This window comes from Neobacillus sp. WH10, from assembly GCF_030123405.1.
In the GTDB taxonomy this organism is placed as follows: Bacteria; Bacillota; Bacilli; order Bacillales; family Cytobacillaceae; genus Neobacillus.
Genome location: NZ_CP126110.1, coordinates 268,163 through 284,184 on the forward strand (window position 1 = coordinate 268,163; position 16,022 = coordinate 284,184).

General features: G+C 36.7%; 14 protein-coding genes. 5 read left to right on the forward strand and 9 right to left on the reverse strand.

What is annotated here, in order from left to right; all coding sequences use genetic code 11:
- Positions 1 to 4: 4 nt before the first annotated feature.
- The 4 genes from QNH20_RS01400 to QNH20_RS01415 all read right to left on the reverse strand — a co-directional run bounded on the left by QNH20_RS01400 (position 5) and on the right by QNH20_RS01415 (position 4,775).
- Positions 5 to 1,096 (reverse strand): sensor histidine kinase, encoded by a 1,092-nt coding sequence (locus QNH20_RS01400; RefSeq protein WP_283921170.1) that lies wholly within the window; start codon positions 1,094 to 1,096, stop codon positions 5 to 7.
- A gap of 17 nt (positions 1,097 to 1,113) precedes the next feature.
- Positions 1,114 to 2,244, reverse strand: coding sequence for a DUF418 domain-containing protein (locus tag QNH20_RS01405; RefSeq protein ID WP_283921171.1), 1,131 nt, complete (start codon positions 2,242 to 2,244; stop codon positions 1,114 to 1,116).
- Between the two features lie 267 nt (positions 2,245 to 2,511).
- A complete protein-coding gene (locus tag QNH20_RS01410; RefSeq protein WP_283921172.1) occupies positions 2,512 to 3,738 on the reverse strand; it encodes an MFS transporter in 1,227 nt (408 codons plus the stop codon).
- Complete coding sequence (locus QNH20_RS01415; RefSeq protein WP_283921173.1) at positions 3,735 to 4,775, reverse strand: ArsR family transcriptional regulator; 1,041 nt, start codon at positions 4,773 to 4,775, stop codon at positions 3,735 to 3,737. The genes QNH20_RS01410 and QNH20_RS01415 overlap by 4 nt, the downstream gene beginning before the upstream one ends.
- Before the next feature lie 681 nt (positions 4,776 to 5,456).
- On the opposite strand from QNH20_RS01415, the gene QNH20_RS01420 reads away from it, so the two are divergent.
- The 4 genes from QNH20_RS01420 (at position 5,457) to QNH20_RS01435 (ending at position 12,154) form a co-directional block, all read left to right on the forward strand.
- A complete protein-coding gene (locus QNH20_RS01420; protein WP_283921174.1) occupies positions 5,457 to 8,216 on the forward strand; it encodes a response regulator in 2,760 nt (919 codons plus the stop codon).
- Between the two features lie 75 nt (positions 8,217 to 8,291).
- Complete coding sequence (locus QNH20_RS01425; RefSeq protein ID WP_283923323.1) at positions 8,292 to 9,080, forward strand: CheR family methyltransferase; 789 nt, start codon at positions 8,292 to 8,294, stop codon at positions 9,078 to 9,080.
- A complete protein-coding gene (locus QNH20_RS01430) occupies positions 9,022 to 11,070 on the forward strand; it encodes a response regulator (protein WP_283921175.1) in 2,049 nt (682 codons plus the stop codon). Before QNH20_RS01425 ends, QNH20_RS01430 begins: the two co-directional genes overlap by 59 nt.
- Before the next feature lie 127 nt (positions 11,071 to 11,197).
- Positions 11,198 to 12,154: a sugar ABC transporter substrate-binding protein gene (locus QNH20_RS01435; protein ID WP_283921176.1), complete on the forward strand. Its 957-nt coding sequence runs from the start codon at positions 11,198 to 11,200 to the stop codon at positions 12,152 to 12,154.
- A gap of 161 nt (positions 12,155 to 12,315) precedes the next feature.
- Here the strand turns inward: QNH20_RS01435 and QNH20_RS01440 are convergent, their stop codons facing one another.
- From QNH20_RS01440 to QNH20_RS01455, 4 genes are all read right to left on the reverse strand, one after another.
- Positions 12,316 to 12,528, reverse strand: coding sequence for a hypothetical protein (locus tag QNH20_RS01440; RefSeq protein WP_283921177.1), 213 nt, complete (start codon positions 12,526 to 12,528; stop codon positions 12,316 to 12,318).
- A 69-nt stretch (positions 12,529 to 12,597) separates the two neighbouring features.
- Positions 12,598 to 12,801 (reverse strand): helix-turn-helix transcriptional regulator, encoded by a 204-nt coding sequence (locus tag QNH20_RS01445; protein WP_283921178.1) that lies wholly within the window; start codon positions 12,799 to 12,801, stop codon positions 12,598 to 12,600.
- A 13-nt stretch (positions 12,802 to 12,814) separates the two neighbouring features.
- Entirely contained in the window at positions 12,815 to 13,231 is a 417-nt protein-coding gene (locus QNH20_RS01450; protein WP_283921179.1) for a DUF2178 domain-containing protein, read from the reverse strand.
- A gap of 151 nt (positions 13,232 to 13,382) precedes the next feature.
- Entirely contained in the window at positions 13,383 to 14,225 is an 843-nt protein-coding gene (locus QNH20_RS01455; RefSeq protein WP_283921180.1) for a LysR family transcriptional regulator, read from the reverse strand.
- 122 nt (positions 14,226 to 14,347) lie between these two features.
- On the opposite strand from QNH20_RS01455, the gene QNH20_RS01460 reads away from it, so the two are divergent.
- On the forward strand, positions 14,348 to 15,088 hold the full coding sequence (locus QNH20_RS01460) for an SDR family NAD(P)-dependent oxidoreductase (protein ID WP_283921181.1): 741 nt from the start codon (positions 14,348 to 14,350) through the stop codon (positions 15,086 to 15,088).
- Between the two features lie 195 nt (positions 15,089 to 15,283).
- On the opposite strand, the gene QNH20_RS01465 is transcribed toward QNH20_RS01460, so the two are convergent.
- Positions 15,284 to 15,997 carry an SDR family oxidoreductase gene (locus QNH20_RS01465; protein WP_283921182.1) on the reverse strand — a complete coding sequence of 238 codons (714 nt, stop codon included), beginning with the start codon at positions 15,995 to 15,997 and terminating at the stop codon, positions 15,284 to 15,286.
- Between the last annotated feature and the right edge of the window lie 25 nt (positions 15,998 to 16,022).

The following is a 16,022-nucleotide window of genomic DNA, read 5'->3' on the forward strand; positions in this document are numbered from 1 at the left end:
TTCCTTACTGACGGACGGGGAGCTTAATTGTGACATGTGTTCCACCACTGGGGGAATTGTTTACTGCAGCTGTTCCCTGAAGAGCTTGCATCCGCTCTTTCATTGACTGAATGCCATTGCCACGCTCTACCTTGACTAGCCCAATCCCGTCATCCATTATTTGTATAAAATAAATATGGTCAATGATTTCGAATTGTATTGTACATCGCTTTGCTTTACTATGCTTAATTATATTGGTCATAGCTTCGCGAACACACAGAGATATCATGGTCTCTTCTACACTAGATAATAGTAGAGGGTCTCCCTTTTTCACTATATCTAATTCAATTCCAGCAGTATACATGAGTTTTTTGGAATGCTCGATCTCACTTTCCAAAGAGACGAACTTCATATCTGAGACTAGCTCCCTTACCTGCTTCAAAGCGATTCTAGTCGTAGCTAGTATTTCCTTTAGTTCTTCCTTTGCTTTGGAGGAATCTTTGTCTACTAATCTAGTAGTCAATTCACTTTTTAATTTAATCATTGTTAATGTTTGTCCGAGTGTATCATGAAGATCCCTTGCAATACGCTGCCTTTCCTCTTGTTGTACAATCTGTTTATTTGCTGCATCTAGTTCACTCTGTAAACTTTTTGCTTTTTCCTTTATATAAATTAATATGGGAAAAATTAATTGTATAATCATAACTGGAAGTAATGTCGTAGATTCTAACTTGAATAGATGCCCCGTGCTTTTCCATTGAACTAAGATAAACATGAGAGCAATAGCTGCAATTCCTATGCCAATATGCCATTTTGACTTCGACCTTCCAATCAGATCAGCAAATATGAATCCAAAAATCAGGATAGATAGACCAACATAAATACTTAACAATGTAAGGGTTAAAAGACCAATTAGAACGGCCATTAATAAACGCCAATCTCTGTACCAAAGTCCAATATAAAAAGAAACAAGGAATATCAGAAGGAGAAAAAGCTTTCCCAAGATGCCCAATTCAGATCCTGAACGTAAAACGATACAGAATAAAAACACAATGGATATCACGTCTATCATCAAATATTGTTTGATTTGATCTCTAGGGTATATCTTAAGTTTCATAACCGCCTCCAGTTCAGCTATTTAGGTATAAGGACTTCTACTGTACGCTTACGGATCCATTCTAATGGTCCAAGTTTAAAGGTGCGAATCCAAATAGATGCAAATATTAGTTGTAATAGTACGATCAAGATCCAGACAGCGATAATCGTCAAGGAACTGACTTTTCCTCCCAAAGCAAACCCCCAACCGTAAAAAATAATGGAAGCAATAATATTTTGCATGACATAACAGCTTAGAGATAGTTTATCTACATTTTCAAGACGGTTCCAAAGCCAATACCACTTCCTATATTCTATCATCCTTCCAATTATTCCTATATAACCAAGTGACAATAATGGAGCAAACAAATATCGGACTGGCAAATCAAAAGTCCCTCCCGGGATAAAAATCAACATATTTAAAGGCAATCCAAGATAAATACCTATTTTAAAAAGCTTGTCACGATACTTTCGGCCATTCTCATCAGGAGAAAATACTTCTGAACGTATGAGACGAACACCAAGTAAAAATAAAAAGACGTTCATAGGAATAATAAAAATGGCTTCACTTCTAAGCAGTAGAAAATTAGACAGTCGGTATTCAATTTGCTGCAGCCAACTACCACTTTGATAGAGAGGCACGACACTATCGAAACTAATCGAAATATTGGCCCCAAGTAAGCTGACAGCTACTAAAAACAAAATCATAATAGCATGAATGGTGCCAACAATGATCATGATTTTAGATATCAGACGATCTCCGCCTTTTATAATGAAGGCTACAATCATGGCCGTCACACCGTAGCTCATTAATATGTCGTATTCCATGACCAACAGATAATGGATAAACCCTTCTATTAGTAAGAAAATGGCTGTCCATAGATAGACTCCAGGCCAAACTCTCCCCATTCGTAGTGCCTGCTGATACTTTAATTCCAATCCTACTCCAAACATGATGGTTAACAATCCCAGCAGCTTCCCGTTTACAAGGAATAATACCAACATCCTAAAGAGATCTTCTGTTTTCCACCAACCAGAATAATCAGAAGTAGTGATATAGGACAAATCCCCTAAATACGCAAAAATCCATATGTTGGTCCCTAGAGTGCCTAAAACAGCAATACCTCTTAATAGATCGAGTAGACGAATCCGCCCTTTCGTTTCTGTCATTATCTTCACCCTTTTCTGATAAAAATATTTGTATATTTATAGTATCTTAGAAAAGAATGAAGGAAAATTCACACCTGTAAATAAATGTTTATGACAAGTGTCATTTCATTGTTGCTCTTGTCAACAATAAGCCGCTAATCAAAAATGGTTTACAATAAATATAAAGAATCTATTTTGAAAAAAGGTTTGATCAAAATAGATTCTTATCCAGAAGATTTAATTTAGGATTTTCTTTCAAAACTTTAAAGAAAGCCGATTTTTCCTATGCTAAGGAATCATCGACTTTTTATTCTTAAGGATATTCTTTTCAGGTTGTGAGAGTGAAACTAAGAAGTAAAATAATCCTGGGAGAAGAATCACCATGCCTATAATCGTATATGTCTGACGTGTACTTAAGTCTAAAAATGAGGAGGATGCAAACAAAATTCCTAAAGGCATTGTGACACGAAGAAAAAGCAATCGAACTGAACTTAGTTGTGTCAACCGATCTCGAGGGGCATCGCGTTGGAAAAGTGCTGCACTTTGAGAATTAAAAAGAGGAAACAAAATTCCCCCAGAAAGTTCACAAATCCATGCAAGAGGAACCGCATGAACAAAAAACAAGAGTACGAACGAAAGACCTCCTCCAATCAAACCGAGGTACATCATTTGAAAAGTTTTGGGTAATTTCGTAAGTAATACTGTTCCAATGGCATAGCCGATTGGAAAAGCGCCTGAGAAAACCGCATATTCCCAATAATTCCCCCCTAAATCGCCACGTATAAAAGGAACGTTGATAACCATCGTAGCTCCGACAGCGAATTGTACAATTGAAGAGAGAATTGTAAGACGTAAAAGGTGTGGATACTTAAAAAATGTCCTATAGCCTTCTTTCATTTCTGCCCACCAAAACTTCTTTGTCCAAGTTGCCACTCTTTCCTTACTTGAGTGTGGAATACGTGAGAGTGCGAGATAGCTAAGAAAGAACATAGCTGAAGAAAAACCATAGATGAAATGCATGGGACTGACTAACAAAAGCAAGGAAGTTGCTCCAGGAGCTATAAAACTCATAAGTCGAATGGTTCCATCCAGTAAACCATTTGCTGCGATAAGCTCTTCCTTTTTACAGATTTCAGGTAGAAGTGAAAAAGATAGACTTGCGTAAATCGGCTGCACCAATCCTAACAGGCATTGCAAAACGACTAATCCCAAAATAATTCCCACGTCAGAACCAATTAAATAACCAATTAGCGGAGCAATGTAGGCTCCAGCACGAATCAACTGTATATTTAGAAGCATTTTTTCCTTAACAACATGGTTTAGAAAGGGCGCACTTATGCCTTGTAAAATTAATGAAGGAATAAAATATACAAGCCAAAGTACACCCATCCATTCCTTTGATCCTGTCAATTCATACAGCAGCAATCCATTAATGATCGCCCCGGATGCTCCACCAAATTCTGATACGATTTCACCTAACCAAAGTGCTTTAAATGACTTAGAGAACTTCTTCATATGTGAACTCCAAGGTACTGATTAAGTTGTCCAGAAAAAGCGTTAATCTGCGTTTGATTTACCGAATAGATTCCTTTATCAACACGAATAAACTTTGCTGCTTTTAATATAGAAAGCTGGTGATGTAGTGTTGTTTTAGAAGTATGAAACTGTACGGTCATCTCTTGAAGCGATAACGGTCCCTTTAGAAGCTGATAAAGCAATTTCAATCGGAGTTCATCCCCTAACGCTTTGTGACCACGAATTAATTCATTCGATGGAACACCTGGTTCTATCAAATATTCTTCCTTTAAAGGATAAAAGAAGAGTTTAGTATCAGGTGTGCGTTGTTCTAAGATCCAAGGACGATAGGATACATGTGGGATTAATTTGACAGTCCAGACAGAAGGTTCAGGAAGATACTTGATTCCACCCGTAATTCGTTCGATTTCCTCAATAGGATTTGTTATATCCAGTGAGCTGTATTGCTTCTGCTCAAAATCAAGTGCCTTAGTCCACTTTTCCCATTCTTCTTGCTGGCTTACCCACTTGTACCACTCATCCAATGTATTGTTGAATAGGTCGCAAATTTCTAGATGTGAATAATGACCAAGATCATGAACATATCCACCTAAGTAGTCGTGGGATTCAAAATATGCAGCAAACTTCTCAAATAATTCACCTCGATGTTCAGTAGCTGTCGCTTTTCTCAAGGGCTCAGTTTCCCGATCCTTGTAAGGTAGAAGTGTGTCATAAAAACAATCAATTGGAATTTCTGAAAGGCGATTTGAAAAATCTTGAATAGATAATGACGATAGCTTGTTTTGAAGCATAATCAAACCATACCAAAAGTTGGTCTTCTCAATCACCTTCAAATTCTTTACTAGTGATGCAGGCATTGAGCTTTGCTCTGATGTCCACTTTTCATCTAAATCGAATGTATGACGAAGTTGTGCATATGTATATCCTGCAATTCCAAGAATCACTTCCCAAACAGGTGAGGATTCTACTTGTAAGGAAATAGTTTCAGTTGGCTGTGGGGAATAAAGATGTTTCATTAAAGATCCTCCCTGGATAATGTATTTTCTTAATTCTAAATTAATTGAATTTAAAATTCAATATTTTTAGAATTTAAATATTTTTTCCTGTCCTCTAGTGATATCTAACCTCTAACAGCAAATTGTGAAGGATCAGAGTGCCCGCTGAAGGAAAAAAAGCGCCGCTCGGTCACTGTGAAAGGATCAGAGTGCCCGTTGAAGGGAAAAAAAAAGCGGCCCGGTCACTGTGAAAGATTCAGAGTGCTCATCGAAGGGAAAAAAAGCGCCGCTCGGTCACTGTGAAAGGATCAGAGTGCCCGTTGAAGGGAAAAAAAAAGCGGACCGGTCACTGTGAAAGATTCAGAGTGCTCATCGAAGGGAAAAAAAGCGCCGCTCGGTCACTGCGAAAGGTCCAGAGTGCCCGTTGAAGGGAAAAAAAGAGCCACCCGGTCACTGTGAAAAGTCAAGAGTGCCCGTCGATGGGAAAAAAATCGAGGTCCGGTCACTGTGGAAGGATCAGAGTGCTCGTTGAAGGGGGAAAAATTCATTAAAAGAAATTTGTAAAATGTGCTATAATTTGTCGTAAAAAGGTAATTTTTTTGTTTACCTAGGACTCAGTATGTTTTTTAATGTGTGAAAATTTCGAAATGAAAATATTGTTTGAAACTTCAGTGTGAAGGGACAATATAGGCAGGAGGCCGTATGAAATTTAGGGCAAAGCTCTATACGAGCACTGGATCAATCGTAGTTTTAATTTCAATTTGTGTCATCATTTTAATGAATATGCTTGAACAGTCTATGGTGAATACCGATGTGGTTGTTACCGATAAATATGAACGAATCAATATGGCTTCAACTATTAAATACGAGACAGTTAATATTGCTAGAGAGTTAAGAGAGATTACAGTCAATCAATCTAATGAAACACTGGACTCGTCCATTTATGCTTTGGAAGAATCGAACATAAATATCAACCGAGCGATAGAGTCGCTTGAAAGAATAGATAGTAAAGGAAAGACAGATGGATTAATTGCAAAATATAAAGTACTCCTCGAATCGTATCTAGCTGCTGCACAGCAAGTGATTGCTATAAAAAAAGTCGATTCTAAAGCTGCTATCCAACCACAGCTGTTGAATGATTCGAAGCTTACTGGGGAAAGAATGCTTCAACTTGCTGAGCTTCTACGTGGATTGCAGGAACAAGAGATGAAAAATGAACTTTATCGATCACGAGATACATACCATTGGGCGATCTCAACGATTTATTTTTATCTAGCAATCTGTTTGTGTTTAGGATTAGGATTCATGATTTGGATTATTAGAGGGATGACAAAGAATCTCAACCATGTAACGACTGTTATGAAAAGTGTGACCAATAGCAGCCCTGATGATCTGCCGCGGATAGAGATCTTTTCTAAAGATGAAATTGGTGCCATCGCCGCTGCGTTTAACAAAATGGTTTCAGAGTTAGAGGCACATAGCAAACTAGAGAAACAATTAATAGAAGAGGCAGGAGAGAGAAGCTGGCTTAAATCGAAAATTGCTGAAATTCTAGCGATGTACCCAAAAGCTAAAGATGTGCAGATGCTCGCTGAATTGTTCATTTCAAAGCTTGTACCAATGGTAGGAGCTTGTAATGGTGTGTTTTATATAAAGACAGTGGAAGAAAATGAGCAGTATTTGAAAAAAATAGCTGCTTACGCTTTTTTTAATCAAAATAGGGAATTTCAATGCTTTCGTATGGGAGAGGGTCTGATTGGGCAGTGTGCGTTGGAAAAGCAGTCCATCTTCCTGAACCAAGTTCCAGATAATTATATAAAAATACGTTCTGGTATGGGAGAAGCTTCACCGAAAAATATTATCATCTTCCCGATACAGAACGAAGATGAGGTTCTTGCTGTTATCGAAATTGCTTCTTTTGAATCATTTAGTCCTTCTCAAATCAAGTTACTTGAAGAAGTCATTCCTACGACTGGAATTACATTAAAAAGTATTTTAAATCACATGAAGGCGGAAAGGTTATTACAAGAATCACAAGGCTTAACAGAAGAACTTCAAGCACAATCTGAAGAACTGCAATTACAGCAAGAGGAGCTAAGGACGACAAATGAACAACTCGAGGAACAATATGAAGCCTCTGTCATAAAAAAAGAAGAACTAGAGAAAGTAAGAGAGCAACTTGAAGAAAAAGCGCAGCAATTAGAAGTTAGCTCCCAATATAAATCAGAATTTCTTGCTAACATGTCCCATGAACTTAGAACGCCACTTAATAGTTTACTCATTTTAGCACAGATTCTTTCCGAAAACGGTGAGGGAAATCTTACGGCAAAACAAAAGGAGTATGTTCGAACTATTTATTCTTCTGGTAATGATTTATTACATTTAATTAATGATGTTCTAGATTTAGCAAAAGTAGAATCAGGAAAACTAGAAGTAATTCATAGAGTAGTAGATTTACATGGGGTAAAAGATTACATTATGAAGCAATTTTCACCAATTGCCTATAAGAAAGAAATTCAATTTAATATTCAAGTGGAACCTGATGCACCGTCAAGTTTCTATACGGATGAACAACGGCTGCAGCAAATTTTGAAAAATCTGCTTTCAAATGCATTTAAATTCACTGAACGTGGCAGTGTTTCATTAATTGTTCGAAAGATAATGAAAGAAAATGACAGGCAGCCAATTTTTGTGAATAACCACATAGAATGTATGTTAGCCTTCTCCGTGATTGATACAGGTATTGGCATACCTAGAGAAGAGCAGGAGACGATATTTGATGCCTTTAAACAAGCCGATGGAACGACAAGTCGAAAATATGGTGGTACAGGATTAGGACTATCTATTTGCCGAGAAATAGCATATTTATTAGGTGGGTTTATTGAGTTAACGAGTGAGGCTGGAGAGGGAAGCAACTTTACTTTATATCTGCCGTATGACCAAGTAATTAAGCCAAAAGAGGTAACAACTTATATTAAGGAAGCTTCGGCAGGCCTCGAGGATGAGTATTATTCACCAGAAGTTACGAACAAAATGGATGACGAAGATAGAAGGAATAAACAACTAGGAAAATCTTCTCTAAAAAATAAAAAGGTCCTCATTGTCGACGATGATATCCGAAATGTTTATGCACTAACAATTGCTCTAGAGAAATATGAAATGGAAATACTTGTAGCAGACAATGGCCGCGAAGGGATTGAAATCTTACAAAGTAATCCAGATATAGATATTATTTTAATGGATATTATGATGCCTGAAATGGATGGATTTGAAGCAATACGTACAATCCGAAGGACACCAGAGTTTATATCCTTACCGATTATTGCCCTTACAGCAAAGGCGATGAAACATAGTCGGGAGGAATGTTTAGATGCAGGAGCAACTGACTATATTAGTAAGCCGCTTAACTTAGATCAGTTATTCTCGCTTATGCATGTATGGTTGTATAGAAGGGAAGGATAAGCGATTACAATTCAAAAACGGGAAGTAGTACAAAAGCAAACAGCGAGCCAAGTGATAGAAAATATTGAAATAGATATGCTTCTTGAATCGATTTACCGCTTTTACGGCTATGATTTTAGAAATTATACCCGTCCCTTCATGCAGAGGAGAATTGTACAACGTGTAAAAAAGGAGAATCTAACAAGTATATCTGCTCTTCAAGAAAAAATATTGCGTGATCCGATTGTAATGAAGAAGTTATTTTCAGATTTCTCTATAAATGTTACCGAGATGTTTCGGGATCCTAGTTTTTTTAAGTCTTTGCGCACAAATCTTATTCCAGTAGTAAGAGATTATTCTGAAATTCGAATTTGGCATGTCGGCTGCTCTACTGGGGAAGAAGTGTATTCGATGGCCATCCTGTTACAAGAAGAGGGTCTATATGAAAAGACAAAAATTTATGCAACAGATATAAACAAAAGTGTGTTAGAAAAGGCGAAGAGGGGTACTTTTTCTTTAGCAGATATGCAGCAATACACCAAAAATTATTTATTAGCTGGCGGGACTAGAGCTTTTTCAGAATACTACAAGGTGGTTGATGACCAGGTTGTTTTCCACCCTGCTCTACAAAAAAACGTTGTGTTTGCAGAGCATAATTTAGTAACAGACTCTTCATTTCACGAGTTTGATATTATTATTTGTCGAAATGTCCTAATCTATTTTAATAAGTGTTTGCAAAATGATGTCCATCAACTCCTCTATGAAAGCCTAAGTTTGTCAGGCTTTCTAGGGTTGGGTAAAAGAGAGGGGATTAGATTTACAAGTTATGGAAACTGTTACGAAGAATTTAACTCAACAGAAAGACTGTACCGTAAATTTAAATAGTACCACTACTCAAAAAGTCAATCTATTAATGGTGGATAATCATCCTGAAAATCTATTGGCATTGGAAGCAGTACTCTCGTCTCCACACTATAACTTAGTTAGTGCAACCTCAGGGAATGAAGCGCTGAAATGTCTGCTTAAACAAGAATTTGCTGTTATTTTACTAGACGTACAAATGCCGGGTCTAAATGGTTTTGAAACAGCTAAACTGATTCGGGCAAGGGAAAAAACAAAGCATATTCCAATTATTTTCATTACGGCTATTAGTCAAGATTTGGAACATGTTCAACGTGGTTACTCTGTAGGGGCAATTGATTATATCTTTAAACCGTTTCAACCTGAAACATTGAAACAAAAAATAGAGAAATTTGTTGAAATCCATCAAAAATATAAAGAGGAAATTAGCAAGAGTGAGTTGCAGTGTTCAGTTGAATTAAGTGAAGTGAATAAGAAGTTAGATCAGACAACCTTGGATTTACAAAGGACAGAAGCATTAGCGAAGGTGATTAGTGAAACGTTAATAGATACCATTGTTACCTTTGACAGTCAAGGGTATATCTTATCGGTAAATCCAGCTGTAAAAACCATGTTTGCCTATAATCCGGAGGAATTGGTAGGACAGCCTATCAGCAATCTTTTTCTAAAAGTGAAGGGAGACAATGGAAATAGCTCTCCGCAGTTGTTCTTTTCCTTAAACAACCCATGTCTAGGTAAGGTGATCGAATCGGTTGCAGTAAGGAAGGATGAACGCCATTTTTATGCGGATATCCAAATTGGAGAAGCTGCAGTAGAAGATCAACAAATTTTTGTTTGTACCATTCGTGATGTGACAGAAAGAAAGCAGATAGAAGAAATTAAAAAGCAACAATTCAATCATATGGAGAATATGGTAAAGGACCGCACATTAGAGCTCATACTAGCCAATCAGCAGCTGCAAATAGAAATTGAGGAGCGAAAAAAGATTACCGATTATCTTTCTGTTTCCCAAGAACGGTTTCGGAAAATCTTTGAGTCTAGTCCCTGCTTGATGGCTATTATTTCGCTGAAAGATAAAACATACTTGGATGTTAATACAAGTTGGATAAACTTTACGGATTACAGTTATCATGAATTATTTCATCAAAAAATAAACTTACTAGATTTTATTGACGAACCCGACGGTAACTCTATTCATCTAGAGAAGCCAATTCGTAGTAAGAAAATCCACTATAAGACAAAACACGGGGAAATCCGTGCCGGATTTTTATCTACAGAATTTATTGACATTCAACCTGAACCTTGTATTCTTTTCGTTTTGACAGATTTTACGGAAAGGCTCCTTTTGGAAAGGGAGATGTCTAGGCTGGATCGGCTAAATTTAATTGGGGAGATGGCTGCAGGGATTGCCCACGAAATTCGCAACCCCATGACAACCGTTTATGGATTTTTGCAAGTAGCAAGAAGCGACCGCGATGGTTTACCACAAGAAATAGTTGACCTCATGTTGGACGAATTAAGCAGGGCTAATTCTATTATTACTGAATTTCTTAATTTGGCTAAAAATAAAGTAAGTTATAAAAAAATCCAAAACTTAAATACGATTATTGAAGCATTATTTCCGCTTATTCAAGCGGAGGCCTTACGTTCTAGAAAACAAGCTGTGCTCGATTTACATGATTGCCCCGATATCTCAGTAGATGAAAAAGAAATCCGCCAATTAGTATTAAATATTGTGTTAAATGGGCTCGATTCCATGTCACCCGGAGGGCAGCTTACGATAAAAACCTATACAGAAGAACAGGCTGTCATTTTAGAAATAAAAGATCAGGGGATAGGGATTAGCTCGGAGATTTTAGAAAAACTAGGAACACCGTTCTTCACAACGAAGGAAAATGGAACAGGGTTGGGTCTAGCGATCTGCTATAGTGTAGCAGAACGTCATCAGGCAGATATTGAAATAGAAACAGGAAATGAAGGGTCAACCTTTTCTATTCGTTTCAAATCAATCTAGCAATAAATCAAATTAGAAAAGGGCGGTTTGAGCCATGAGAAAAAGAAAAGTTCAATGCGTCTGGAGCTAGACATTTCTCAAAGTACAAACTTTAATACTTTCTTTCTTTGAATGAAGGAGGGGTTGCATGTTAAAAAGGAGCAAGCTATTTCTTCTTACTTTTTTTATTATTTTTGCAATATTAGTTGGTTTTAGCTTTAAATACTTTGTCGATGAAAAGCCAAAAGTCGTCTTTGTTTTGAGAACGTTAGACAATCAGTATTGGGAAATTATTCGAGCAGGTATAGAGCAGGGATGTAAAGATTTTGGGATAGACGGTAAGGTAATGGCACCGAGAAATGGAACAGCCGAAGAACAAATGAAGATGTTAAAGAATGTTCTTGAAGAACCTCCCGATGTATTAGTGATCTCTCCGGCCATTTCCCCTGATATCATTCCTAATTTAGAAGAGTTTGTTAAAAGGAACATTCCTGTATTGCTGATAGATACAGATGAACCTTGGAAAAATAAAACGGCTTATATTGGTACCAATAACATAGAATTAGGGAGAAAAGCAGGGATATTGATGGGTGCGATGCTTCAGCCTGGAGATAAAGTGGCCCTTATCGGCAGAGAATCATCCGTAGAAAGAGAACGGATAAAGGGAGCTAAAGATAGTCTAGAGGCAGCGGGGATCAACATAGCAGCAGAAACGTTAATACTATCAATTGATGATAAAGAGTATGATCAAAACGTGAAAAAGGTAATAGGAACGATTTTACTGCAGCATCCGGATCTTAAAGGTGTTATTACTTCAACTGATTATCTTGCTATTCCTGTGATTAAGGTTCTGCAGGAACAAGGGCTTACTATGCCTGTTACAGGAGCAGATGGAATAATCAAAATGCTTGAGTTGATAGAAAAAGGAACATTAATTGGTACAGTAGCCCAAAACCCTTATGATATGGGATATTTAAGCGTTGAAGCTGCATTAAAGGTTACAAAGGGAGAAAAGATAAAAAGATACATTGATAGCGGTGTAGATATTATCACGGAAGACAATGTGAAACAGAAGCTAGACTTCTTAAAAAAGGTGTTAAAGTAAACTCTAGGTTCAGTCCTCCGTTACACTTTAAAGGAAGATAATATTTATAAGCGCAGTATTTCCCTTAAGTTCACATAGAAAAATAAAGGGCAGAAAATTTTTTTTAGAAGTAAAAAAGGAGCTAAACTGTAAACTACAGCTTAGCTCCTTTTATTTACAAATTATCTAATGAAAAAGGATATAATCCCTATAATTATACACAAGATTCCACCTAAAAATTGTCCTAGTCCAGAGGCTTCCCCCATGATTAAAAGATTAAAAATGTTTTTTCTTTTTTGGGTTTTTCCGACGAACGCATCGTCCTTTTTCATTCTATATCTACCCCATAATACTAAGACTACTCCAAAAAGTATAAACAATAGTTTTAAAATCATTATATATTGACCTCCATTTATTATCGTATTTAGTAATATTATGATTAAAATTTTCTTCAATAAATTTAACTATCGGTCATCTTCATCAAAAATAAAAGTTTCTTCAATTGTTAAGTTAAAAACTGAAGATATTTTATATGCTAGTAAAACAGATGGATTATATTGTTGTTTTTCTAAAGAGATGATTGTTCTTGATGATACACATACTCTATCCGCTAATTCTTGTTGTGTAATTCCATGTTTTAACCGCAATTCTTTTACTATATTTTTCATATAATTCACCAAATTAAAGAAAATGATTATAATATTTTTTAGCTAAAGTGCTAGTAATTAGGGTAAGTACTATAATAATCATTAAAGCAGTATTTGTTGGAATTGTAATCCATTTTGAAAGAAACATCATCAGGATCGTCACAATCATTAGAATGCTTATGGTAAAGTGAGCAGCTTTTCCTTCAATTAAATCATCGCGTTCATCATACTCTTTTGATAGCTCTCTTTCTAATTGTTTGCGATTAGTATTAAATTTAACGTGAGAAGTTATAGCGAAGACTAAAAGCAGTGCTCCTACAAATAAATATAAAATACCAGAATAAGATCCTTCTGTAGTATTAGTTTCAGTGTAATTGAAAAATATTTCAAAAAAACCGAGTGCAATCATTGCAAATGAGCATAAATAAAGCTCTCTAAATTTATTTTTCAAAGAAATCACTCCTAACATAGCGCAATGTGAAGTTTGTTTCACGTGAACTTAACTTCATATTACTCTATCTTACAGGGAATGTCTAGAATTAATTTGTTTAATTCTCGAAAATCATAAATCGAAAGGAAAAACTATTCCAAGTACTACCGAACTATGTTCTCTGCAAAAAACGAATAAACTTTGTTAGACTTTGCGGTTTCTGTTTTCTACGTTTGATTATAAAATCTATCATGATTGTGTCAGACAGTTCTTGATATTGAACCGTTTTTATTTCTTTTCGATTATAAGCAACATCTGCCGGTAATATCGTCATTCCAAGTCCATCATGAACCGCTTGCAGAATAGATTCTAGAGAATCAAACTCCATAATAGTAGGGTCATGGAAATAACTTTTGTTAGCGAAGTCTATCATTTTGTTTCTGTAGATACAATTTATGTCACTATTAACAATTAACGTTTGATTATGTTGCTTTTCAAGTTGACTATGTTTAGGTGAAATGAGTACGATTTTCTCAAAATAACGATAAACGGTTTCAAACTGTGAGGAAATATTCGCACCATTTATAAAAACACCATCAATTTCTCCATAGGAAAGCATTTCTTGTAACCTTTGTTTATCATTCGTTCGTACCTTTACATCCATATTTTTATGCTCCTTCAAAACAGAAGAAAACAGCTGAGGAATTCTAACCGCAGAAATCGTTTGGGATGCACCTATTGTTAATGATTCTCTCCATTTTTGAGGACTAATGACTGACTTGGCTTCATCCATTAATAACATGATTTGATTTGTATACTCTAATAAAACGTTCCCCTTTTCGGTCAATGTAACCCCTCTATTGTTACGCATAAATAATTTAACCCCTAGTTCATCTTCCAAGCTCTTAATTCGCTGACTGACATTAGGTTGTACGTAGCCCAATTTTTCAGCAGCTTTTGATACTGACTGCAGCTCTGCAACATGTTTAAAAATCCACAAATCATGACTTTCCAAGAATATATTCCTCCATTGGTATTATTTAAAATGATACCTACTTCATTTTTCAGTATTATATCCTTTATGTGTTCAAAAGTATAATTGAGCATATAAATCAAACAAAGTTAGGATGATTTAGAATGGAATTAATAGATAAAGTAGTCATTGTAACTGGCGGTGGTACTGGTATAGGAAAAGCAACAGCTCTGAAATTAGCAAATGCAGGTGCAAAGGTGGTTATTAATTATAACCGATCGGAAAAAGAAGCTGTCGAGGTTGTCAATGAGATAACACAACTAGGTGGCATAGCAATCGCTTATAAAGCAAATGTAGCGATAGAAAAAGAAGTGAATGATATGGTATCCCAAACGATTACATCACTAGGGACGGTGGATGGTTTAGTAAACAATGCAAGTATTACAGCTCAAATTGCTATGAATGACCTAGATGCCGTAACAGATGAAGTGTGGGATTCCCTTTTTAGTGTGAATGTGAAAGGAATGTTTCATTGTGTAAAAGCTGTAGTTCCATATATGAAGAAGCAACAAGCGGGTGTAATTGTTAACATGGGCAGTGTAGCGGGAATGACCGGAATAGGTTCATCCATACCGTATGTTGCCACAAAATCAGCTATCCACACAATGACAAAGTCATTAGCTATGGCATTGTCACCTTATATCAGAGTAAATAGTATAGCTCCTGGTGCAGTTGATACAAGGTGGTGGTCAGGTCATGAAGAAAAGATGTATCAACTTGCAGGTAACTTACCACTTAAAAGAATATCAACGCCAGATGATATTGCGGAAGCTATTCTTTTTCAATTGACTCAAGAATCTGTCACAGGTCAAGTTTTTACAATTGATAATGGTCAAACATTGTAAGATTAAACATAACTCATTACACCCTTATACAATAATAGGGTGTTTGGTCTATTTTTATAGCTCATACCGCTATCTCTTCTTTAGTACCAGCCGTATTTCCCTTAAGGAATAACGGCTGGGTGACGTATTTTCACTTAACAGTACCTTTCGAGGTGAAGCCACTTTACAATCTTTGTTTAACCTACAATTTTCTACTTAAGCTAAAATGTGACCGCCTTCTACATGAAGGACGGTTCCGGTCACGAAACTGTTTTGAATCAGGTATAGTACGCTTTGTGCAACGTCTTCAGTCTTTCCTATTCGTTTCACAGGAAGTTTGTTTCCGACCGTTGCATAGAACTGATTACGATCTTTTTCTGGCATTTTGCTGCGGGAAGGTGTATCAATGATACCGGGTGAAACGATGTTCACTCGAATCGGAGCAAGTTCTAAAGCCAAGGTCTGACCTAGATTCGAAATGGCCGCATTGACTGCACCCAGAATTGACGAACCAACCATCGATTTGTAGGCTACTACCCCAGAGAATAAAGTGATCGAACCATGTGGTAAGATTTTCGGTGCACCGTATTTAGCTGCGTAGTATTGGCCCCAAAATTTGTTTTCAAACAGTTGTCTGGCTTGGGCTGTATCTGTTTGGAGGAATGATCCGCCGGATGTTTCAGCCGCGCTCACCACAAGATGGTTGAACTGGCCGACTTTTTCAAAGAAAGACTGAACTTGCCGTTCTTGTGTTGTATCCAGCGTAAAAGCCGTAGCTTTATCGCCTAGTTGCTCTATTGCATTCTGTAATTTTCCTTCGGAACGGCTGGCAATAATAACTTTTGCTCCTTCGGCTATTACTTGTTTAGCTGTTTCAAGACCAATCCCCGAGCTTCCGCCGATAATTACCACTTTTTTATCTTGTAACATGTTTTTACCTCCTTGTAATTTTCCT